Origin of the sequence: Pyxidicoccus fallax, assembly GCF_012933655.1 — a bacterium.
In the GTDB taxonomy this organism is placed as follows: Bacteria; Myxococcota; Myxococcia; order Myxococcales; family Myxococcaceae; genus Myxococcus; species Myxococcus fallax.
In genome coordinates this window covers 1-20,017 of sequence record NZ_JABBJJ010000090.1, presented here as the reverse complement: position 1 = coordinate 20,017, position 20,017 = coordinate 1, and the positions used below count along the sequence as shown (strand labels likewise).

The following is a 20,017-nucleotide window of genomic DNA, read 5'->3' as shown; positions in this document are numbered from 1 at the left end:
CACTTCCGCCATCAGTCTTCCGTGAACACGGACCACCAGGTGGGCGGGTGGATTCGCCGCAGTTGCTTGTCGTCTCCCAGGTCGAAGCGGTTGGTGGGCGTATCGAGCACGCGCACGGAGTCGACCGTCGCGGGGTTCCAGGAAACGGCGTCCTCACGGCTGAAGACGGCCTCGTATACGAACTCGTCTTCGACGGCGCCGCTACCCCGCTGGCGCCGCTGGGTGAACCCGGCCACGGCGACCTGGCGCAGGGTGGGTCCGGCCGTGAAGGCGGTCCGCGCCACCAGCAGCGCCAGCCCGGCCACCAGCCGGAAGTAGTCCTGGTTCCGCTCCACCTTCGTGAGCGGGGTCTCCTCCACGACGCCGTTCCACAGCACGCACCGCCGCAGCTCGGGGACGACGTCGTCGAGTTCCGGCAGGTCCACCGCGATGTACGCGTGCTTCGCGTCGGAGATGTGCAACGCGACGTGGGACTCGAAGGGGACTTCCACCGCCTGCAGCTCGAGGCGCACGGACTCGCACACGGCGTCGACGTCACCCGCCAGGACCTTTCGGGTCCACTCGACGCGCTGGCGCTCCTCCTCCGGCCACGACACGTACGCCTCGTGGGCCGCGCAGGCCGCGCGCCAGTAGGCCGGCCACTGCTCCTTCATCCGCTGCTCGGCGAGGCGCCGGGTCTCCCGGCTCCAGAACAGCGTGCACAGCCTGAAGAAGCTCACGTACGCGACCAGCGCCGCCAGCACCGAGAAGGGCCCAAGGACCGCGGTGGTCAAGGCGCCGACCCCGCCGAAGACGCAGGGGAACAACGCCACGGCGATGAGGACGCGCTTCCAGAAGCCCCAGCGGCGCTCCTTCCGGACCTCCTTCACGACGGCGGCGCGGAAGGCCTTCTCGTCGTCGCCCTCGTGCGGCTCATGGGGAATGGGCCCATCGAAGGGCCGCTCGATGGTCAGCTCCGAGTAGTCCGGCGGGATGGTCGGCATCTGCCGCCAGAATGAAAGGACGTTCCCGCGCGCCTGTCCCGACTCGCGCACCCGGGCCTCGGCCTCGGCGCGGCGGCGCTGCACCTCATGCAACGCCTCGGCGTGCTGAGCGCTCCACTCGGCCGGGGCCGGAACGTGTGCCCGTGGCACGAGCTGATTGGAGCGCACGGCGACCTGCTCGCGGATTCGCGACGGATGACGCGCCCCCTCTTCGAGCTGCTTCGCGCCGGGCTTCTGGTGGATGCACCGGAGGGATTGAAATCCCATCGACCCTTCCTCCCGCTCCCCACAGCGGACAATGGCGCGCGAAGCATCTCCTCGGGTCGTCTCGGAGCAAAGGAGATTGCGGGACACTTCGCGGGCCAGCAGGACTCCCTGTCGCAGGCTGATGGGTGAAGCACCGGCCGGGGTGCGGTGGTGCAGGTGCTGGCGTGCAAGCCCGTCAGGTGGACAACGACTCGCCGCGTGAGTGGGCAGACGCGGGCGCTTCGCGGATACTGTGTCCGCCTCGATGTACCGCCCCCCTCTTCTTCAGCACGGGAACGAGACATGAAGGACCTCGACGCCATCCTCCGAGCCCGGCAGCACGCCCGGGGCCCCCTGGTGCTGGCCACCGTCGTGGCCGTGTCCGGCTCGTCGTACCGGAAGCCCGGCGCCCACATGTTGATGGGCGAGGAGGGCTGGCTGGCAGGCGGCGTGAGCGGCGGGTGCCTGGAGGCGGACATCGTCCGCAAGGCCTTCTTCTGGACGAGCACCGGCCCCCGCCTGCTGCGCTACGACTCCACCGGCGACAACGCCGAGGACGAGGGCGGCCTGTCCTTCGCGCTCGGGTGCAACGGCGTGGTGGACGTGCTGCTGGAGCGCTTCGAGCCCGGCCCCGCGGAGGCGCTCGCCTTCGCCGCCGAGGCCCGTCGCGCGGGACGCCGCTCGGTGGTGGCCACCGTGTACCGCGGCCCCACCAACGTCGTGGGCTCGCGGCTGCTGGTGGGCGAGGACGGCACGGAGGCGGGAGACCTGTCCGGAGCGCTCCGAGACGCCGTGCGCGAGGCAGCCCGCGAGGCGCTGGAGGCCGGCCGCACCTGGAGCGGCCCGTGCGGCGGCACGGACGTGCTGGTGGAAGTGGTGGAGCCCCCCCACCCGCTCGTCATCTTCGGCAGCGGCTTCGACGTGGCGCCCGTGGTGACGCAGGCCGCTGGCCTGGGCTGGCATGTCACCGTGGTGGCGGACCGTCCCGCGGAGACGCTGCGGCGGCGCTTCCCCCAAGCGCACGCGGTGGTGTCGGCGAAGGCTCGCGACGCGGTGGACGCGGTGCCCCTGTCTCCGCGCACGCTCGCGGTGCTGATGACGCACAGCCTGCCACAGGACCGCGAGCTGCTGCCCCGGCTGCTTCCCAGGGCGCTGCGCTACCTCGGAGTCCTGGGCCCGCGCGCGCGCACGGAACGACTGCTCGCGGAGATGGCGTCCCCGCCCACGCCCGCGCAGCTCGAGAAGCTGCACGCCCCCATGGGCCTCGATGTTGGCGCGGAGGGCGCGGAGGAGATTGCCCTGTCCGTCATCGCCGAACTGCAGGCCGTGGTCGCGAACCGGAACGGAGGCAAGCTGCGCGAGCGGCGGGCGCCCATTCACTCCGAGGCTCCACCTCCGACACGCAAGCTGGCCTGAGACTGTGCGGAAGCAGCCTGTCGCGCCGGGTACCTCACCCGGGGGACGCCCGATGTATCGAGCATTGCGTCCCCAGTACGGGAGCGCGTGGTGCAGGCGCCCCGGTGGCGTGCGGCTCCCGTATGAAGCCGGGCGCCACCTCCACCATGCACCGCGTGGCGCCTGCGGCATTTCGCCGCGAAAGCATCTGACGGGGCCGTGGGTAGCCCGTCCCGCAGGGAGGTCGGAATGGCAATAGGTGTGGTGCTGCTCGCCGCTGGAGGTTCCTCCCGGCTGGGCCGCCCGAAGCAGCTCCTGCTCCACGAGGGGCGCTCGCTCGTGCGCAGGGCCGCGGAGTCCGCGCTCGCCGCGGAGTGTGGCCCCGTCGTGGTCGTGCTGGGCGCGCACCGCGAGGCCGTGACCTCGGAACTGACGGGGCTGCCCGTGCGCACTGTGGAGCACGCGGACTGGGCGGCAGGGCCTGGAGGCTCGCTCGTCGCGGGAGTACGGGCCCTCACCCAGGACGCCACGGTGGACGCCGTGCTCGTCATGCTGTGTGACCAGCTCCGCGTGGACTCGGCCCACCTGCGCGCGCTCGTGGAGACGTGGCAACGCACCGGCGCCGCCGTGGTGGCCTCCACCTACGAGGGGACCCAAGGCGTTCCCGCGCTGTTCTCCCGCGCCGTGTTCCCCGAGCTGGAAGCGCTCGGCCCCGAGCAGGGCGCGAGGCGCGTCATCGCCCGTGACGCCTCGCGCGTGGCCGAGGTGCCACTCCCAGGCGGCGGTGAGGACGTGGACACCGCGGCGGACCTCGCTCGGCTGCGGTGAGCGGACCCGCGGGCCCGCCAGTGGACAGGCCCCTCGAATCGCCTTCCCTTCCGCGCTCGGACACGGCACACGGAGCCCGAGCAACCGGGAGCCACCGAGACATGACCTTCACCGAGCATCCCCTCGCCTCCACCTCCTCCGGGCCCTATGGCATCACCGCCGGCCCGGACGGAGCCCTGTGGTTCACCGAGATTCACGCGGGCCGCATCGGCCGCGTCTCGGTCGACGGACAGGTCTCCTCCTTCGCCCTGCCCACGCCCGACTCGGGGCCCGCCATCATCGTCTCCGGTCCCGACGGCGCGCTCTGGTTCACCGAGAGCAAGGCCCACCGCATCGGCCGCATGACGACGGATGGCAAGGTCACGGAGTTCCCAGTCCCCACACCCAACGCGTCACCGTTCGGCCTCACCGTGGGCCCCGATGGCGCGCTCTGGTTCGCCGAGCTGATGGCGAACCGGCTCGGACGCATCACCCTGGACGGACGCATCACCGAGTTCCCCCTCCCCTCCCCCGACTCAATGCCCTCCGCCATCGCCGTGGGCTCCGACGGCGCCCTCTGGTTCACGCAGAACAAGGGCAACCGCATCGGCCGGATGACGACGGCCGGTCAGGTGTCCGAGTACGCCCTGCCCACGCCCAACGCGGGCCCCGTGGGCATCACCGCCGGGCCGGACGACGCGCTCTGGTTCGTCGAAATCCTCGCCAACCGCATCGGCCGCATCACGACGGAGGGCCACATCACCGAGCACCCGCTCCCGCGCGAGGGCGCGAAACCGCACGCCATCATCACCGGCGGTGACGGCGCCCTCTGGTTCACCCAGTGGGGCAGTAACCACATCGGCCGGATGACGCCGGACGGACGCGTCACCGAATACGCCATCCCCACCGACAAGGCGGAGCCGCACGGCCTCGCGCTCGGGCCGGACGGCGCGGTGTGGTTCGCGGAGGAAGTCGGGAAGATTGGCCGCCTCGCCGTGCGATAGGGTGGCGCCCATGGACAGTCGCGCCACCCTGGTGTTCACCGACGGTGCATGCTCCGGCAACCCCGGCCCGGGAGGCTGGGGCGTCATCATCGTCACGCCCGACGGTCAGGTGACGGAGCTGGGCGGCCACGAGCCGGAGACCACCAACAACCGGATGGAGCTGACCGCCGCGGGCAAGGCGCTGCGCCACCTGGAGCGCACGCCGGGGCCGTTGCACATCCTCACCGACTCCACCTACGTGATTCAGGGCATCACCCGCTGGGCCTTCGGGTGGAGCAAGCGCGGCTGGAAGACGGCCGAGGGCGGCGAGGTCGCCAACGCCGCCTACTGGAAGCGGCTGATGGCCCTCCTCGCCGAGCGCCGGCAGGCCTTCTCCGGCGAGGCCGCCGCCATCGAGTGGAAGTACGTGCGCGGCCACGTCGGCGTGCCCGGCAACGAGCGCGTGGACGCCATCGCCGTGGCCTACTCCAAGGGCAAGCGCCCCGCGCTCTACACCGGCCCGCTCCAGGGCTACGGCATCGCCGTGCACGACATCCCCGACGACACCTCCGTCCCCGAGCGGGAGCCCGGAAAGAGCGCGGGCAAGACCAAGGCGTACTCCTACCTCAGCGAGGTAGGCCGCACCGTGAAGCGCCACTCCACCTGGGCCTCCTGCGAGCGCCGCGTGAAGGGCGTCCCCGGCGCCCGCTTCAAGAAGACGCGCAGCGCCCAGGAAGAGGCCGAGGTGCTCCAGGAGTGGGGCGTCAGCGCCCAGGACGTCCAGGCCGAGGACTGAGCGGCTACTGCTGCTTCGGCTTCACCGGGAAGTAGCCCACCTGGCTGACGATGCCCTGCCCCTCGGCGGAGAGCGCGAAGTCCATGAACGCCTTCGCGGCGCCCGAGGGCGCGCCGCGCGTGTAGAAGAAGAGGTCGCGACTGAGCGGGTACCGGCCGCTCTGGATGTTTTCCTGGCTCGGCGCCACCTCGTCGGCGCCCACCTTCACCGCCAGCTCGCGGATGCCCTTGCCATAGGCCGCGCCGCCGAAGCCGATGCCGTTCTTCTCCTTGGACACCGCGTTGACCACGGCGGCCGTGCCCGGCAGCGTCAGCGCCTCCGGCGCGAAGTCCTCGCCCTTCAGCACCGCCTCCTTCACGAAGACGTACGTCCCGGACGAGTTCTCACGCGAGTACACGACGATGGGCGCGTCCGCGCCGCCCACCTGCTTCCAGTTCTTCACGTCGCCCAGGTAGATGGCCCGCAGATCCTCCAGCGACAGCGCGCGCACCGGGTTGGACTCGTGCACGTAGAAGGTGACGCCGTCGCGAGCCACCGCCGTCTCCTGGGCCTCGGCCTTGTGGCGCGACTGCACCTGCTGGGCCTCGGCCGGCTTGATGGCGCGGCTGGACATGGCGATGTCCGTGGTGCCGTTGACCAGCGCCGCGATGCCCGTGCCCGAGCCGCCGCCCGTCACCTGGATGCGCATGGAGGGGTCCTTCTTCATGAAGGTCTCGGCCCACCGCTGGCCCAGGAGGACCATGGTGTCGCTGCCCTTCACGGTGAGCGTCCTGCCCGCCGCCGCGGCCGTCTCCGCGCCCGCATCCGACGCGCCGGCCTTGCCGGACGAGTCGCCTCCCTTGCACGCGGTGACCCACGAGAAGAGCGCGAGGGTGAGCAGGGAACAGAGGGTGTTCTTCATGCGGAAGTTCCAGGAAAGGGTGTGGGTGTGCAGACACGTCCAGCGCCGCGGACCATCGCACGGCCGTGCCGGCTCGCGACTTCTCCCTGGGTCTTCCGTTGTGTCCGCGACTTCGTCACGACTCTGTCACGGAAGGCTCTCGCTCAGCGGCGGGGCGGCAGCAGGTCCAGCAGGCGCTCCAGGTCCGGCTGGAGCTCGTCCGGCGAGGCGCTGGCCAGCTCCGCCTGGGAGTGGGTGCCCCACGTCACCGCGTAGGTGCGCAGGCCCGCGGCCTGGCCGGCCCTCACGTCGAGCGTGGTGTCACCCACCATCCACAGCCCGCTGGTGCCCAGCGCGTCGAGCGCGCGGTACAGCACGTCCGGCGCCGGCTTGTGGGGGAAGCCGTCCGTGCCCTGCACGTGGTGGAGCACGTCCGACAGGCCCATCGCTTCCACGAAGCGCCGCGCCATGTCGCCGCGCTTGGTGGTGGCCACGGCCAGGAGGTAGCCGCGCTCGCGCAGGGCACTCAGCGTCCGCCGCACCCCGCGGAAGGGCCGCGAGCGCCGATGGAAGTTGGCCGGGTAGTGCTCGCGGTAGACCTTGCACAGGGTGGGCACGTGCTCGGGCGCGAAGACGGTGTACATCGCCTCCAGCGGCTGGCCGATGAGGGCGCGCACCTCGTCGTGCGAAGGGGCCGTGAGCCCCAGGTGCGCGAAGCCATGGAGGAAGCTGTCGATGATGTCCGGCAGCGAATCCACCAGCGTGCCGTCGAGGTCGAAGAGGATGCCACGGGGTTCGGCGGTGCTCACGCTTCGCTGCATACGCCGTCCGAACCCCGCGTGCACGGGTTGTGTGCGGCTCCCGAGGAGCCAGGCCCCTACTTCCTCGCGCGCACCCGCGGCTTCTCGAGGTCGTCGAACTTCGACGGGAAGTGGCTCAGGTCCGTGTCCGTGTTCTGGGCCACCGGGTTGTGGCAGCCGAAGCAGCCCGCCTTGTTCGCGTTCGACAGGTTCGCGCCGTTGGGGTCATACGCCGTGGAGCCCATCTGGAGATACGTCTCCATGGTGGTGTTCGCGAGGTTGGGGAAGCCCACCGCCGTCTTCTCCGTCCCGCCGTCCTTCGGCTGCTGGAAGATGTCGATCCAGAAGTCCTCGTCGGGCGGCTGCGTGCCCTTGGTCCACAGCGTCCCGATGAGCTGGTAGTTCTTCCAGACGCCGGAGAGCTGGGGCCGCAGCGTGGCGTTCAGGCACGCGACGTTGCCGCCGCTGTTCGCCTCGGGCCCCGCGTCGGTGGCGCTGACGGTGATGCAGTTGGCGTCGTTGGCGCCTCCGGTGGGCAGCGAGTCGGTCCGGCAGATGTTGACCTGCTGGAAGCCGGTGCCGCCATCGACATGCGGGTCCAGGTTGCACTGTCCGGCGTCCGCGGTGACGTCACACGTCTTCGACGTCATCACGCCCGGGGGCGCCGTCTGGGGATTGAAGAACGACCAGGGCGTGCCGAGCGGCGACACGTCGGCGATGGGCGAGCTGGAGCCCGGCGCGCAGTCCGGCGTGTTGGCGACGTGCTCGAAGGACGCCCAGACCCACTCGCCGTGGGTCGGCGTCTTCTGCGCGATGTGCAGGCCCACGAGGCCCAGGTTGGTGCCGGCGCAGTACATCACCGTGGAAGGACAGTCATTGGCGGGGAACTGCCGCCAGGCGCTCTTGATTTCGATGGAGCCCAGGCTCAGGTCGGCGGTGCCGCCGTCTCCCCATGGCAGCCAGAACTGCTGCGGGTTCTGGCAGTCGGTGAAGGGCGGGCTGTCCTTCGGGGGGTTGCAGAAGGCGTCGTACTTCTCCTGCGTGTAGTAGCCGGCGTCGACGACGCCGTCGTACATGGGCTGGTTGAAGCGGATGTCGTAGAGCACCATCTGCCCGGCGACGTCGATGAGCGCATCCTGCCCCGCGCCGGCCTGCTTCTGGTCCAGCATGGAGACCTCGAGCGTCGTGTGGCCGCCCGGGAAGGCGGTCGGCGGGTTCGAGCCGTCCTTCTTCAGCAGGTTGTACCAGGGCGAGAAGGACAGGAAGCGCGGCTTGGTGGGAAGGACGGGGTCGTTGCCGTCCTCCACCGTCTGGGTCAGGTAGAGGAACTGGTTCCACGCGAAGGTGTGGAAGTCACAGAAGGTCTGGTCCGGCAGCGGCACGTCTCCCAGCGGCGTCGGACTGGCGACGCTGATGCGCGTCCCGTCACTGAACTGGCCGTCGCAGCGGACCTGTGTGCGAGTGCCCGCGTCCGGCGTGGGAGCGGGCGCGGGGTCGGACTTGCTGCAATGGGCAACGGCCACGCCCAGCGCCGCCGCCAGGGTGGACTTCAGGAGCAGCCGAAGGGGGGACTGCGAACGGGGTCGCATCGCGAGGGTCTCTCCAGAAAGGGGGCTGGGAGCACGCGATTGCACCGTGGATGCCAGGGCGCCTCACCGCACGTGCGCCCCGCAACCACCGAGGATTCCATCCCCACGCCCGGAAACCGCGTCACGGTGGCACGCGGGTGCGTCCGGAGCGAACACGCGGTGGGAACAGGTGTAAGGCCCGCCGCCCTTTTGCGTCTTCCCTCGTGAAGGACACACGAGGCACCGAATGAGCACCTCCGAGACCGCATCCCTCCCGCCTTCGTACCCGCACCTGCTCACCCGTGAGCGCCTGCCCGACGGCGTCACCCTCTTCACCCTGGAAGCCCGGCCCGCCACGCTGAGCGTGGGCGACCAGGAGACCCGCGTCCTCACCTACAACGGCACCCTGCCCGGCCCCCTCCTCCTGCTGGAGGAGGGCGAGCGCGTCCGCATCGTCCTCCGCAACGCCCTGCCCGATGCCACCAACCTCCACCTCCATGGCCTGCCCATTCCGCCCGCCGTGGATGACCCGCACCGCGTCGTCGCCCCCGGCGCGGAGACCTCCTACGAGTTCACCGTCCCCGAGGGCTCCGCCGGAACCTACTGGTATCACCCGCACCTGCACGGCTCGGTGACGCGCCAGCTCTTCGAGGGGCTCTCGGGTCCCCTGCTCGTGCGCGGCCCGCTGGAGCGCTCGGGCCCGCTCGCCGCCGCCTGGGAGCACGTGCTCGTGCTGTCCGACCTGTCCATCGACAATGGCCGGGTGGCGGACCACACGGAGATGGACTGGGGCCGCGGCAAGGAGGGCTCGCTCCTGCTCGTCAACGGACAGGTGCGGCCCACCCTCACCGTGCGCACCGGCCTCGTGCGGCTGCGGCTCATCAACGCCAGCACGGCGCGCTACCACCAGCTCGCCCTCCCCGGCCGGGCGCTGCATGTCATCGGACAGGACGGCGCGTTCCTGGAGGCGCCCGTGGCCATGGAGTCCCTGCTGCTCGTCCCCGGCGAGCGCGCGGACGTGCTCGTCACGGCGGAGGAGGCCGGGACGCTCCAGCTCCTGAGCCTGCCGTATGCGCGCACCCCCGCCGGCCCCTCGCCCCGGGAGCCCGTCGCGCTGCTCACGCTCCAGGTGGAGGGCGCGCCCACCCGCGCCGACCTCCCCACCACCCTGCGTCCCGTGGAGCGGCTCGACGAGCGGAGCGCCGTCGCCACCCGCACGCTCACCTTCACCGGCGCGATGAACCCCATCCGCTTCATGGTGAATGGACGGACCTACGAGCACCACCGCACGGACCTCACCGTGAAGGCGGACACGCTGGAGGTGTGGGAGCTGCGCAACCCGTCCCCCATGGACCACCCCTTCCACCTGCACGTGTTCCCCTTCCAGGTGCTCACGCGCGACGGAGTTCCCGCGCCCTTCCCCGCCTGGCGCGACGTCATCAACCTGCGCGCCGGGGAGACGGTCCGCATCGCCGTGCCCTTCCGCGAGCACACCGGCGACGTCATGCTCCACTGCCACATCGTGGAGCATGAGGACCGCGGCATGATGGCCAACGTCCGCGTCACCCGCGACTGAGCGCACGCTCGCTCGGGAATGCAGGGCGGGCTCCCGCTGTCGGTGTGCCTGGATGCCCGCCCACCCGAGGAGTTGGACCCGATGAGACACGCCGCCTCGTCAGGTGTTCTCGTGCTGCTGCTGACCACCCTGAGCGCCGGCCCCACCCTGGCGCGGGCGCCCCTGAGCCCGGAGCAGGAGGCGGCCATCCTCCGGACCGTCCAGGACGAGCTGCGCGAGTCCGGCGCTCCGGGCGCGGCGGTGGCGGTGGTGCGGAACGGAGAGACAGTCTTCCTCCGCGCCTTCGGACAGCGCAGCAGCGAGGAGCGCATCCCCGTCACGCCGGACACGCTGTTCCGCCTGGGCTCCACCACCAAGATGCTCACCGCGCTGGCGGCGCTCGACGCGGCCTCGAAGGGGCGACTCGGCCTGGACGTTCCGGTGCGCACGTACGTGAAGGACCTGCACCCGGCGCTGGGCAAGGTGACGCTGCGCCAGCTCCTGTCCCACACGGCGGGCATGCGCGAGGCGTCGCCGTCCGTGCAGTCGAAGGACGACTCCGCGCTGGCCGACATGGTGCGCGGCTGGAAGGGCGATTACCTCTTCGCTCCGCCCGGCGACGTCTTCTCGTATAGCGGCCCCGGGTACTGGCTCGCGGGGCTCGTGCTGGAGCGCGTCCACGGCAGGCCCTACGCGGACACGATGCGCGAGCAGCTGTTCCAGCCACTCGGCCTGGAGCGCGGCACGCTGCGCCCGCTGGAGGCGCTGACCTTCGACGTGTCCCAGGGCCATGAGGACAGCGGCGGGGTGCTGAAGGTGGTGCGGCCCATGGCGGAGAACACCGCGATGTACCCGGCGGGCTCGGCGTTCTCCTCCGCCCGCGAGCTGGCGCGCCTGACCACCATCCTCGTGCGCGGCGGGCTGGACGGCGAGCGCCGCGTCCTGCCCGAGGCCGTCGTGCGCGAGTTCTTCACCGCCCACGTGCCCCTGCCCGGCGCCGGTCCGGAGGAGGCGCGCTATGGCTTCGGGCTGGTGCGGATGCGCATCGGCGGCACGGAGGTGTTCGAGCACGGCGGCGTGCGCCGGGGCTATGGCTCGCACATCCGATTCCTGCCGGAGCAGCAGGGCGCCATCATCCTGCTCACCAACAAGAACGGCGTCACCCTGCGCGACTCCCTGGCCCACATCTCGCGGACCGTCTTCGGCCTGCCGGAGCAGCCCGAGCCGCCCCCGGACGCCCCGCCGCTCACCGCCGCCGAGGCCGAGCGTTACACCGGCACGTACACCCACGCGGACCTCGCGCGCTTCGCGGTGTCGTGGGATGGGACGCGGCTGGTGCTGACCACGGACGCGGCCCGCCCGCTCCAGCGCGTGCGACAGGACGGCTTCCGCACGGAGGATGGGCAGGAGCTGGTGTTCGTCTTCAAGCCGGGACAGCCGAAGGCGCGCTACCTCCACATGGACCTGCTGACCGCGGTCCGCTCCAGGCGGTAGCGGGCGCTACCGGGCCTTCACGCAGGTCTGGGCCCCACCGAAGAACCTCTCCCACGCGTCGCGGTCATGCGCGGGCAGGAAGTGCAGCGCGGGCTCCATGTCGTGGAGCTGGGCGAGCCGGGCCACCGCGAGGCCCGCCGCCTCCGCGTCGGTGTCGGTGAAGAACTGGAGCAGGGTGCTCTTGGGCACGCGCCGCTGGATGGACTCGGCGAGGTTCACCGTATCGCCCACGTGCACCAGCCGGCGCGTGGGGGACAGGTTCACGAACGTGGCGATGCTGCCCGGCGTGTGGCCGGGAATCCGCGTCACCACCAGCACCCCGTCCCCAAAGACGTCGAAGTGCTCGTCGAAGTTCTCATAGGGCCTCGGCTGGAACGCCATCGCCGTCATCCGCCCCTCCACCGCGAGGGCATGCTCCGGGAAGACCTCCCCGCGCTCGCGCCAGGCCTGGATGAGCGCCTGCTCCTCCGAAGGCAGCAGCACCGGCACCTCCCGCAGCTCCACCATGCCGCCCAGGTGGTCCAGGTGCGCGTGCGAGGGGATGAACCACTTCAGCCCGCCGGGCGAGGCGCCCACCTTCTGGAGCGCCTCGGACACGGAGGCCCGGTCGCGCAGTCCTCGAAGGGCCACCGTGTTGAAGAACCGCGCGAGCCACGGCCGCTGAGCCACCTCCTCGTGCACGTGAGGGCTGTAGCCCGCGTCGATGAGCACATCCCCCTTCGGGTGCCGCACCAGCAGGGCGGACGCCGTGTTCCTCCACGTGTCCGTGCGCGTGAGGCCCGCCGTGCCGAGCTGCCCCCACACGTCGCTCCGGGACAGCTCCAGCCAGCACACCTCCACCAGGGGCAGCGCCGTCAAATCGGGCGCGGCCCGGGAATGCGCGGGCGCGGGTGGCAGCCCCGCCGTCAGCAGCTTCACCCCACCCGCCACGAGGCCCACCGCCACGAGCAACCCCGCGATGCGTCCCCACCGAACCCGGAATCTCGCCATGCCGCGTGCTTACCACGCCTCGCGTGCCGTCACTGGAGCGTGGGCATGGAGGACGCCCAGCCCCCCACGGCGGCCGAGCCCAGGGTGCTCTCCAGGAAGCGCAGCGCGCCGCGCAGGTCGGACGAGGCCGCCTCCACCGGAGCCATGCGTGCCCGCTCCAGCCGCCGGCGCGCCGACTCCCGGGCCTGACGGGCTCGCGGGTCATCCGCGGGCAGCCCCCGGGCGTCCGCCACGTCCACCGCCGCGCGCAGCAGCGACGCCAGCTCGCGCAGCACCAGGTCGTCCCGCAGCTCGGGCGCGCCCTCCAGCACCACGAAGCTCGCCTCCGCCGCGGACGGGTCGCCCAGGAAGGCCTCCACCGCCGCCCGGTGCACGGCGAAGCGCAGCGCCTGGATGCGAGACACCCGCCCCAGCCCGGACACCGCCTCCGACAGCCGCGCCCATGCCTGCTCCATGGCCCCCAGCGCCAGCTCCGCGCGGCCCAGCTCGCCCAGCGCGGTGCCCTCCAGCAGCCGCTGCCCCAGCTGCCGCCCCATGCGCCCCGCCGCCAGCAGGTGCTCGCGCGCCTCCCGCGCCCGCCCCTCCTCCAGCAGGAAGCAGCCCAGGTTGAGACGCGCCAGCGCGTGCCCCGCCCGGTCTCCCACGCTGGCCGCGCGGGTCATCGCCTCTTCCAGCAAGGCCAGCGCCTCGCGCGTGCGCCCCGCCTCGCCGATGGCCACCGCGCAGTTGGTGAGGAAGCCCACCTCGAAGGTGACGTCCCCCACCTCGCGGAACAGGGCCTGCGCGTCGCGCAGGTGCGGAATGGCCGCCTCCGCGCCGCACCGGGCCTGCTCCACCAGCCCCAGGTTGCCCACCGCGTAGGCCTCCAGCCAGCGCTCCTCTCCCGAGGACAGCCGCCCCGCCTCGCGAATCAGCGCCGAGGCCCGCGCCATATCGCCCTCGTGGCGAGCCACGATGGACAGGTCCACCAGCACGCGCTTCTCCCCCGTCACCGCCTCCAGCACGCGCAGCGCGGAGCGCGCCTCCTCCAAATCCCGGCGCGCCGCCTCCACGTTCCCCGACTCCAGCAGCACCCGGCCCCGCGCGGCCAGCGCCTCGGCCAGGAGCCGTGGGAGCACCTTCACCGTGCGAGCCGCCACCATCGCCGTGTCCAGCCGCGCCAGCAGCAGGCTCACCGGCCCGCGCGTGACGACCTCCGGCTCCAGCGCCACCAGCGCCTCCAGCGCGCGCTCCACCGAGACCCCCGTCGGCGGCAGCACCGCGAGCGCGTTGTCGCACGCCGCCAGCAGGTTCTCCCGCTCCAGCGCCAGCCGCCGCAGCGCCTCCGCCGCGCCCGCGCCGCGCACCCGCCCTCGCAGGCCGCGCGCCAGCGCCAGGTACCAGTCCGCGTGACGTGCCTCCACCGCGCTGGCGCCGCCCACCTCCGGCAGCTTCCCGGCCGCGTACTGGCGGATGCTCTCGTATTGCCCGAAGCGCGGCTCCCCGCCGGGCCCCTCCGCCTCCTGCACGTGCAGCAGCGACTTCGAGCGCAGCGACTGGAGCACGTCCAGCACGTCCACCGGGTCCGCCGCGTCCTCCGGGAGGGCCAGCACCGCCTCCGCCGCCTCCAGCGTGAAGCCGCCGCGGAACACCGAGCACTGCGCCAGCGCGGCCTGCTCCGCTGGCGTCAGCAGGTTCCAGGACCAGTCGATGGCGCCGCGCAGCGTGGCCTGCCGCGCGCTGGCGTCCCGCCGCCCGCCCTTGAGCAGCTCGAACCGGCGCGGCAGCCGCTCCCGGAGCTGGCTGACGCTCAACACGTTCATCCGCGCCGCCGCCAGCTCCAGCGCCAGCGCGATGCCGTCGAGCTGGCGCACGATGTCCGCCACCCGGGGCGCCTCCTCCGCCGTCAGCTCGAAGTCGGGCCGCGCCTCGCGCGCCCGCTGCACGAACAGGCGCACCGCGTCCGCGCGGGCAATCTCCTCCAGCCGCGCCGCGCCCGCCTCCGGCACCTCCAGCGGCGTCAAATCCAGCAGCCGCTCGCCGGGCAGGCGCAGCGCCTCGCGCGAGGTGGTGATGAAGCGGGCGCGCGGGGCCAGCGCCAGCCAGCGGCCCAGCGTGGCCGGCACGTGCCGCACCGCCTGCTCCAGGTTGTCGAGGATGACCAGCACGTCGCCGCAGTCGCTCAGCGCGCGGCCCAGCCGCTCCACCGGCTCGGTGGGGTCTCCGTCGCGCCGCAGGGCCACGCCCAGCGCCTGTCCCACCGCGTGGCAGAGCGCGTCCGCCGTCTGCGCCTCCGCCAGCTCGCACAGCCAGACGCCGCCCTCCCACGCGCCGGACTCCAGCTCCAGCGCGCCGAAGTGCGTGGCCAGCCGCGTCTTGCCCATGCCCCCGGGGCCCAGCACGGTGATGAGCCGGGTGCCCTCCCCCAGCCAGTGCCGCAGCGCGGTCAGCTCCACGCTCCGCCCCACCAGCCCCTCGCGCGCCACCGGCACGTTGCCCTGCCTGTCCCGGGGCGCGCGCGGCGCGCCGAAGCGCCGCTCCGCCAGCGACGCCGGCAGCACCTCCACCAGCGCCACCGCGTCGTCGATGCCCCTCAGGCGGAACGCCCCCAGGGGGCGCACCGCGGGCCGGCCCAGCGACTCCACCGCCGGGGCGGCCTGCGCCCAGGCGCCACCGCTCACCAGCACCTGCCCGCCATGGCCCGCCGACGTCACCCGCGCCGCCACGTTCACCATGCGGCCCAGGTAGTCCACCCGTCCCGTGCGCGCGTCCACCCGGCAGCCGGACTCGCCCACGTGGATGCCCATGCGCACCCGCAGCCCGCGGTGCAGCAGGCCGCGCGGGCCGTGCTCCTCGGCCGCTTCCGGCTGCGCCAGCACCTCCGCCGGCCAGGGCGCGCGCAGGAGCGCCTCCTGCGCGTCCAGGCACCAGCGCAGCGCCTCCAGCACGGTGGGAAACGCAATCATGAAGGAGTCGCCCTGCGTCTTCACCTCGTAGCCGGCGCCGCCCGCCAGCAGCGAGCGCAGCACGCGGTCATGCACCTCCAGCGCGGTCCGCATGCTGGCGCCACACCGCTCCCACAGCCGGGTGGAGCCCTGCACGTCCGTGAAGACCAGCGCCACCTCGCCGCTCATCGGCGCGGACGGTGGCGTCTCCCCCGAGGAGGCCGTCGGGTGTTCCGGTACGGCCCTGAGGGTTCCCCCCGGGGGAGGAAGCCGTTTTCTGGAGACATCTCCCATCGCCCGCTCCGCCAGGCCAGTCGGGGCCCCCAAGCCGGCCACCCGGCGCTTCGCCTCCCGCGGCTCCGCGCCAGCGTGTCCGTGACTGATGGAGATCTCACCACGCCGCTCCCACGCCGCCCATCCGTGTCGGGCCCGAGCGTGCCGCGTTGACGAAGCCAGCATCCGGCAAACGACGGATGCGCGCGGCAGCGTCCACCACGCCACGCCACATCTGCCCCACGAGGGCAGGCGCACTCCCCCCACGTTCCATCACGTGAGTCACGCGCCACCACGCCACCTGGACACCCACCGCGGGACGCCCACGCACACCCGAGCCATCACTCCCACGACCCCGGTGTCCGGGGGCAATGAGACCCACACCCGCGTCCACTTCCGCAGACGCAACGAGGATGCAACTTCCCCTCGAAGGCCCACCGACATCGTGCCCGTGCTCCGCGCGTGGCCTTCATGGTGGGCGTGCCACGCGCGCCGCCCGCCGACGTCCCGATGTCGAGGAGCCGATGAAAACGAAAGTGTTCCAGAAGAAGTGCCGGGCCATCGCCGCCGCGCTCATGGCCCTTGCCGTGCCCCACCTCACCGCCGCCTGCGGTCCGGTGGAGGAAGCACCGCTTCCCCCACCGACCGCGCGACACGAGGAGGCGCTGGAGGACGAGACGCTGAGGTCCGGCAATGGGCTGTCCTTCAATGGCCTGTCCTTCAATGGGTTGTCCTTCAATGGGCTGTCCTTCAACGGCCTGTCCTTCAACGGCCTGTCCACGAGCGCGTTCAACACCTGGTTCCAGTCGCACCCCGCGCAGGCGGACCTGGTGATGCGCTACGTGGTCCGCTGCGCCGTGCCCGAGGGCGAGACGCGCGCGTACACGGCCCCGTCCACGGGTCAGCAGTACACGTGGACGGGCGGACTGGGGCTGGCCCCATCGTGGGCCTCGGGCACCCCCGCCACGGAACTGGAGCAGCAGGTGGTGTCCGCGTGCCTCGCGGCGCACACCAACCGGCTCGGGCAGAGCGTGTCCGTCTCCATCCTGGGGCGGGACGCACCGGGCGCGGCCATCCCCTTCACCGCGGAGGAGCTGTCCTCGCACTCGCGCCGGGAGGCCTGCTTCTTCGGCAACCTCTTCAGCGGCCAGGGCGTCTTCGTGGGCGCGGAGCGCGAGCCGCTCGGGCCCAACGAGAGCACCTCCCGGGCCTGTGGCGCCCTGCTCCACGAGGGCAGTGAAGCCAAGGTGCCCTGCGCCCCCATGGTCCACGCGGGCTCCTGCGCCTCGCTGTGCCAGCTCGACCCCACCGGGCAGTTCTTCACCTCGTGCACGCACAACGGCGTCACCTGGCCGCGCCCCCTCACCACGCGGCTGAGCCTCGCGGACATCCACAAGTGCGGAGACACCCGCTGCCAGGCCACCGAGCGGTGCGGCACCTCCTTCCGCTACGACAGCTGCGGACTGGACTGCGGCGCCTGCCGCTGACGCGCGAGCAGCGCCCCGGGCCAGCTCGACGTGGAGCTGGCCTGGAGCCGCCGCGCATGAGGCGCACTCAGCCGCAGGTGCCGCAGTCGTCCTTGCAGGAGAGGTAGTCGTTCTTCTCGCCACAGGCCTCGGTGGGCTGGCAGATGCCGTCCCCGCACTTGTAGAGATTCCGCTTGTCCAGGCGGGTGGTGAGGGGCTGGTACGTCACGCCCTGATACGTGCACGACGCGTAGAACGTCTTCGACGCATCCGGCTCGCAGTGGTGCGCGCACCGGCCCACGTAGACGAGCGGCGTGCAGCGGCGGCGGTTCAGCTCCACGTCCTCGGCCGGGTCCTGCGCGATGGAGTCCTCGTCCTCGGACTCGCTGGCCTCCTCGTCCTGCTTGTCACCCCGGCTGGCCACCACCGAGCACGCCCGCGACGAGCTCTCGCGGGGCTTGAGCCGGCCCTTGTCACGACCCACGAAGGCGCCCTCGCCGTTGAAGAGGTTCCCGAAGAAGCACGACTCCCGCCATTTGTACGTCTTCAGCTCATCCTCGGTGACGGGGATGACGTGCGCATCCGCCCCGCGGCCCAGCACGGAGATGGGCACGTGCTGGCCGTACTTGTTGGCGTGCGCCGCCAGGCACGCGGACACCACCTGCTGCTCGCGCAGGGTGGCCGAGGCACCACCGGCCCAGCCCGGCGCCAGCCCCAGCCCGCCCGTCCAGGTGTATTGCGTCCCCGTCCGCGCATCCGTGTACGTCCGCGCCTCTCCGGCCGGAACGGCGCAGTGGACCACGTACCGCATCACCGAGTTGGCCAGCGCCGGGTCCAGGGCGAACCAGGACGCGAAGGCGCTGCTCGACAAGCCATTGAACGACAGCCCATTGAAGGACAGGCCGTTGAAGGACAGGCCATTGAACGACAGCCCGTTCACCGTCAGCCCGTTGCCCGTCTCCAGCGCCTGGGCCGTGTCCTCGGTCCGCGCGGACATTCCGGGCGGCGCCGAGGCAGGGGACTCCTCTCTCGGGGCGCAGCCAGCCCCGAGCACCAGCAACACCGACAAGCACAGTCCCGCGCGCCGGCTGGCGCCGCGACGATGCCCGTGTTCGACACAAGTGGGGGTCATGTTTTCCTCGTGAGGGTCTGGGAGGACACCGAACGAGGCGCTCGCCTCGTCCGGAGGGGGCGGACGAGGTGGGCAGCGTGTGGGAAGCCCCACGGAGTTGATACCGCGACCTCGCGCCTCGCGAACGCCCCCCTGTACTTGTGTCCAGGACCTCCATCCCAGCGGCGACACCCGTCACGTCGCGAGACGAACAACGCCACGCGGAAGCGGGGCCCGCATGGCGTCCGGCCAACACACGGGCCGTGGGGAACGGGAGCCACCCGGAGTGGGCAGGGTCACTCGCCGAACAGATGCGCCCCACCCGAGCGCCGGCCGGCTGGGGAAGGCTCCCGACAATGACTACCTCCCCAGGACTCCCCGGTGTAGTCCTCCCCCGACTCCCATGCGCTCGACTTCCTTCCATCCTTCCCGCTCCCTGTCCGCCCTGCTCCTGGCCTCCGTGCTGCTGGCCCTGCCGGCCCGCGCGCAGCAGGCCGCCACGCCGCTGGAGGACAACCGCCGCATCACCGAGGGCTACATCCAGCTCGCCTATGAAATAGGCGGCGTGCTGGACCCGGCGCTCGAGCCCGGCGGCACCAGCGCCGTGCGTCCCAACTGGTTCGTCTTCGCGCCGCACGCCTCCCGCACCGGGGGCGAGGGCATGCTCGGCACGGCCATCGCCCGGCGCGTGCTCGATGCCGCCCGCGGCCGGCCCTCCCTGTCCATCCTGGGCGCGCTGCAGCGGGTGGGCCTCACCGGGCAGGCGCTCCTGTCGGGCGAGCAGCTCGGCCTGGAGCTGGTCCTGCACGGCCTGCCCGTCGACGCCGCCGCGTCGCTGGCCTCGCTCCTCACGGCCCTCAATGGCGAGGCGCTCGCCGACCCACGCACGCTGCTGGCCACCGCGTCGCGCTTCGCCGCATTGTACTGGAGCGCGCCCGCCTTCCTCCCGCTCGACAAGGCGGAGCGGGTGGTGGTGACGCTGGAGCGCACGCTGCACGAGGGCAACCTGGCCATCTACACGGACGTCGGCGGCGCGGGGCGCCTCTACCTCGACTGGCGCCGCGGCGCGGGCGCGGTGACGCCCGAGCGCGTGCTGACGGAGTTCTCGCTGCCCGGCGCGGCGGCGGCCGACGCGCGGCGGGCCTACGACTTCGCGCTCGCCCACGCCCACGACACGCCGCGCCCGTACGCGCTGCACCTGCTGCTGCCGGGCATGAACTGGAAGAGCCTGCTGGTGGCGGCCTTCGCCGTGTACGAGGAGGCCCGGCTCGCGCCCACGCCCGCCGCGCGCGACGCGCTCATCGCCATGGGCAACAACTACGTCGCCTGGCGCGAGCAGCACGACATGGCGCAGCCCGTCTTCACGCCCGCGTCGCCCGCCCCGGACGAGGTGTCCCGCTCCGCGCTGCTGGAGGCGATGACGCCACTGCTGCGCACGGACTTCGGCACGATGGAGTGGAACTACGCCGACTACGCCTACAGCCAGCCGGACCGGGACGGCAACCCGCTCACCTCGCCGCCCACCGAGTACAACTGGGCCACCTTCTGGGACCGGTGGACGGGCATCCTCCACGCCTTCGACCAGGCCTACCTCCAGCCGACCGCGCTCTGGGTGATGCCGGAGCCCATCGTGGACCCGACCGCGCCGCCCACCGGAAGCTGACTTGATGCTCCCGGAGGCCCGGTAGACCCTGAGGACCGTTCATGAGCCCCGCGCCTTCCGAGCCCGGCAGCCCCCAGCCGAGC

Annotated in this window: 15 protein-coding genes; 8 read left to right on the top strand and 7 right to left on the bottom strand. The window is 72.2% G+C overall.

Annotated elements, in window-relative coordinates; genetic code table 11:
- Window positions 1-11: 11 nt before the first annotated feature.
- Window positions 12-1,250, bottom strand: coding sequence for a hypothetical protein (locus HG543_RS20280; RefSeq protein ID WP_169346463.1), 1,239 nt, complete (start codon window positions 1,248-1,250; stop codon window positions 12-14).
- A gap of 282 nt (window positions 1,251-1,532) precedes the next feature.
- On the opposite strand from HG543_RS20280, the gene HG543_RS20275 reads away from it, so the two are divergent.
- From HG543_RS20275 to HG543_RS20260, 4 genes are all read left to right on the top strand, one after another.
- Complete coding sequence (locus HG543_RS20275) at window positions 1,533-2,645, top strand: XdhC family protein (RefSeq protein ID WP_169346462.1); 1,113 nt, start codon at window positions 1,533-1,535, stop codon at window positions 2,643-2,645.
- A 228-nt stretch (window positions 2,646-2,873) separates the two neighbouring features.
- Entirely contained in the window at window positions 2,874-3,452 is a 579-nt protein-coding gene (locus HG543_RS20270; RefSeq protein ID WP_169346461.1) for a nucleotidyltransferase family protein, read from the top strand.
- Window positions 3,453-3,553: 101 nt separating this feature from the next.
- Window positions 3,554-4,435: a Vgb family protein gene (locus HG543_RS20265; RefSeq protein ID WP_169346460.1), complete on the top strand. Its 882-nt coding sequence runs from the start codon at window positions 3,554-3,556 to the stop codon at window positions 4,433-4,435.
- A gap of 10 nt (window positions 4,436-4,445) precedes the next feature.
- Window positions 4,446-5,210: a ribonuclease H1 domain-containing protein gene (locus tag HG543_RS20260; protein WP_169346459.1), complete on the top strand. Its 765-nt coding sequence runs from the start codon at window positions 4,446-4,448 to the stop codon at window positions 5,208-5,210.
- A 4-nt stretch (window positions 5,211-5,214) separates the two neighbouring features.
- Here the strand turns inward: HG543_RS20260 and HG543_RS20255 are convergent, their stop codons facing one another.
- From HG543_RS20255 to HG543_RS20245, 3 genes are all read right to left on the bottom strand, one after another.
- Window positions 5,215-6,111, bottom strand: coding sequence for a phosphate ABC transporter substrate-binding protein (locus HG543_RS20255; RefSeq protein ID WP_169346458.1), 897 nt, complete (start codon window positions 6,109-6,111; stop codon window positions 5,215-5,217).
- Window positions 6,112-6,254: 143 nt separating this feature from the next.
- Window positions 6,255-6,911 carry an HAD family hydrolase gene (locus tag HG543_RS20250; RefSeq protein WP_211194047.1) on the bottom strand — a complete coding sequence of 219 codons (657 nt, stop codon included), beginning with the start codon at window positions 6,909-6,911 and terminating at the stop codon, window positions 6,255-6,257.
- A gap of 56 nt (window positions 6,912-6,967) precedes the next feature.
- Complete coding sequence (locus tag HG543_RS20245; RefSeq protein WP_169346456.1) at window positions 6,968-8,479, bottom strand: hypothetical protein; 1,512 nt, start codon at window positions 8,477-8,479, stop codon at window positions 6,968-6,970.
- A 226-nt stretch (window positions 8,480-8,705) separates the two neighbouring features.
- Here HG543_RS20245 and HG543_RS20240 point away from each other — a divergent pair, with 226 nt between their 5' ends.
- The gene (locus tag HG543_RS20240) at window positions 8,706-10,034 is read left to right on the top strand and encodes a multicopper oxidase family protein (RefSeq protein ID WP_169346455.1); all 1,329 of its coding nucleotides are present in this window, start codon (window positions 8,706-8,708) and stop codon (window positions 10,032-10,034) included.
- Window positions 10,035-10,115: 81 nt separating this feature from the next.
- On the top strand, window positions 10,116-11,507 hold the full coding sequence (locus tag HG543_RS20235; RefSeq protein ID WP_169346454.1) for a serine hydrolase domain-containing protein: 1,392 nt from the start codon (window positions 10,116-10,118) through the stop codon (window positions 11,505-11,507).
- A gap of 6 nt (window positions 11,508-11,513) precedes the next feature.
- Here HG543_RS20235 and HG543_RS20230 read toward each other — a convergent pair whose 3' ends face one another.
- Both HG543_RS20230 and HG543_RS20225 read right to left on the bottom strand, forming a co-directional pair.
- Complete coding sequence (locus tag HG543_RS20230) at window positions 11,514-12,497, bottom strand: MBL fold metallo-hydrolase (RefSeq protein ID WP_169346453.1); 984 nt, start codon at window positions 12,495-12,497, stop codon at window positions 11,514-11,516.
- A gap of 29 nt (window positions 12,498-12,526) precedes the next feature.
- Window positions 12,527-15,715 (bottom strand): ATP-binding protein, encoded by a 3,189-nt coding sequence (locus HG543_RS20225; RefSeq protein WP_169346452.1) that lies wholly within the window; start codon window positions 15,713-15,715, stop codon window positions 12,527-12,529.
- 503 nt (window positions 15,716-16,218) lie between these two features.
- Between HG543_RS20225 and HG543_RS20220 the strand changes: the two genes are divergently transcribed.
- Complete coding sequence (locus HG543_RS20220) at window positions 16,219-17,181, top strand: hypothetical protein (RefSeq protein ID WP_246357175.1); 963 nt, start codon at window positions 16,219-16,221, stop codon at window positions 17,179-17,181.
- 67 nt (window positions 17,182-17,248) lie between these two features.
- Here HG543_RS20220 and HG543_RS20215 read toward each other — a convergent pair whose 3' ends face one another.
- Entirely contained in the window at window positions 17,249-18,157 is a 909-nt protein-coding gene (locus HG543_RS20215) for a hypothetical protein (RefSeq protein WP_246357174.1), read from the bottom strand.
- 517 nt (window positions 18,158-18,674) lie between these two features.
- Here HG543_RS20215 and HG543_RS20210 point away from each other — a divergent pair.
- Complete coding sequence (locus HG543_RS20210; RefSeq protein WP_169346450.1) at window positions 18,675-19,934, top strand: hypothetical protein; 1,260 nt, start codon at window positions 18,675-18,677, stop codon at window positions 19,932-19,934.
- The last annotated feature ends 83 nt before the right edge of the window (window positions 19,935-20,017 follow it).

Coding starts and splice junctions, on each gene's coding strand:
- HG543_RS20280 (WP_169346463.1), bottom strand. CDS start 1,250: ATGGGATTTCAATCCCTCCGGTGCATCCACCAGAAGCCCGGCGCGAAG.
- HG543_RS20275 (WP_169346462.1), top strand. CDS start 1,533: ATGAAGGACCTCGACGCCATCCTCCGAGCCCGGCAGCACGCCCGGGGC.
- HG543_RS20270 (WP_169346461.1), top strand. CDS start 2,874: ATGGCAATAGGTGTGGTGCTGCTCGCCGCTGGAGGTTCCTCCCGGCTG.
- HG543_RS20265 (WP_169346460.1), top strand. CDS start 3,554: ATGACCTTCACCGAGCATCCCCTCGCCTCCACCTCCTCCGGGCCCTAT.
- HG543_RS20260 (WP_169346459.1), top strand. CDS start 4,446: ATGGACAGTCGCGCCACCCTGGTGTTCACCGACGGTGCATGCTCCGGC.
- HG543_RS20255 (WP_169346458.1), bottom strand. CDS start 6,111: ATGAAGAACACCCTCTGTTCCCTGCTCACCCTCGCGCTCTTCTCGTGG.
- HG543_RS20250 (WP_211194047.1), bottom strand. CDS start 6,911: ATGCAGCGAAGCGTGAGCACCGCCGAACCCCGTGGCATCCTCTTCGAC.
- HG543_RS20245 (WP_169346456.1), bottom strand. CDS start 8,479: ATGCGACCCCGTTCGCAGTCCCCCCTTCGGCTGCTCCTGAAGTCCACC.
- HG543_RS20240 (WP_169346455.1), top strand. CDS start 8,706: ATGAGCACCTCCGAGACCGCATCCCTCCCGCCTTCGTACCCGCACCTG.
- HG543_RS20235 (WP_169346454.1), top strand. CDS start 10,116: ATGAGACACGCCGCCTCGTCAGGTGTTCTCGTGCTGCTGCTGACCACC.
- HG543_RS20230 (WP_169346453.1), bottom strand. CDS start 12,497: ATGGCGAGATTCCGGGTTCGGTGGGGACGCATCGCGGGGTTGCTCGTG.
- HG543_RS20225 (WP_169346452.1), bottom strand. CDS start 15,715: ATGGGAGATGTCTCCAGAAAACGGCTTCCTCCCCCGGGGGGAACCCTC.
- HG543_RS20220 (WP_246357175.1), top strand. CDS start 16,219: ATGAAAACGAAAGTGTTCCAGAAGAAGTGCCGGGCCATCGCCGCCGCG.
- HG543_RS20215 (WP_246357174.1), bottom strand. CDS start 18,157: ATGTCCGCGCGGACCGAGGACACGGCCCAGGCGCTGGAGACGGGCAAC.
- HG543_RS20210 (WP_169346450.1), top strand. CDS start 18,675: ATGCGCTCGACTTCCTTCCATCCTTCCCGCTCCCTGTCCGCCCTGCTC.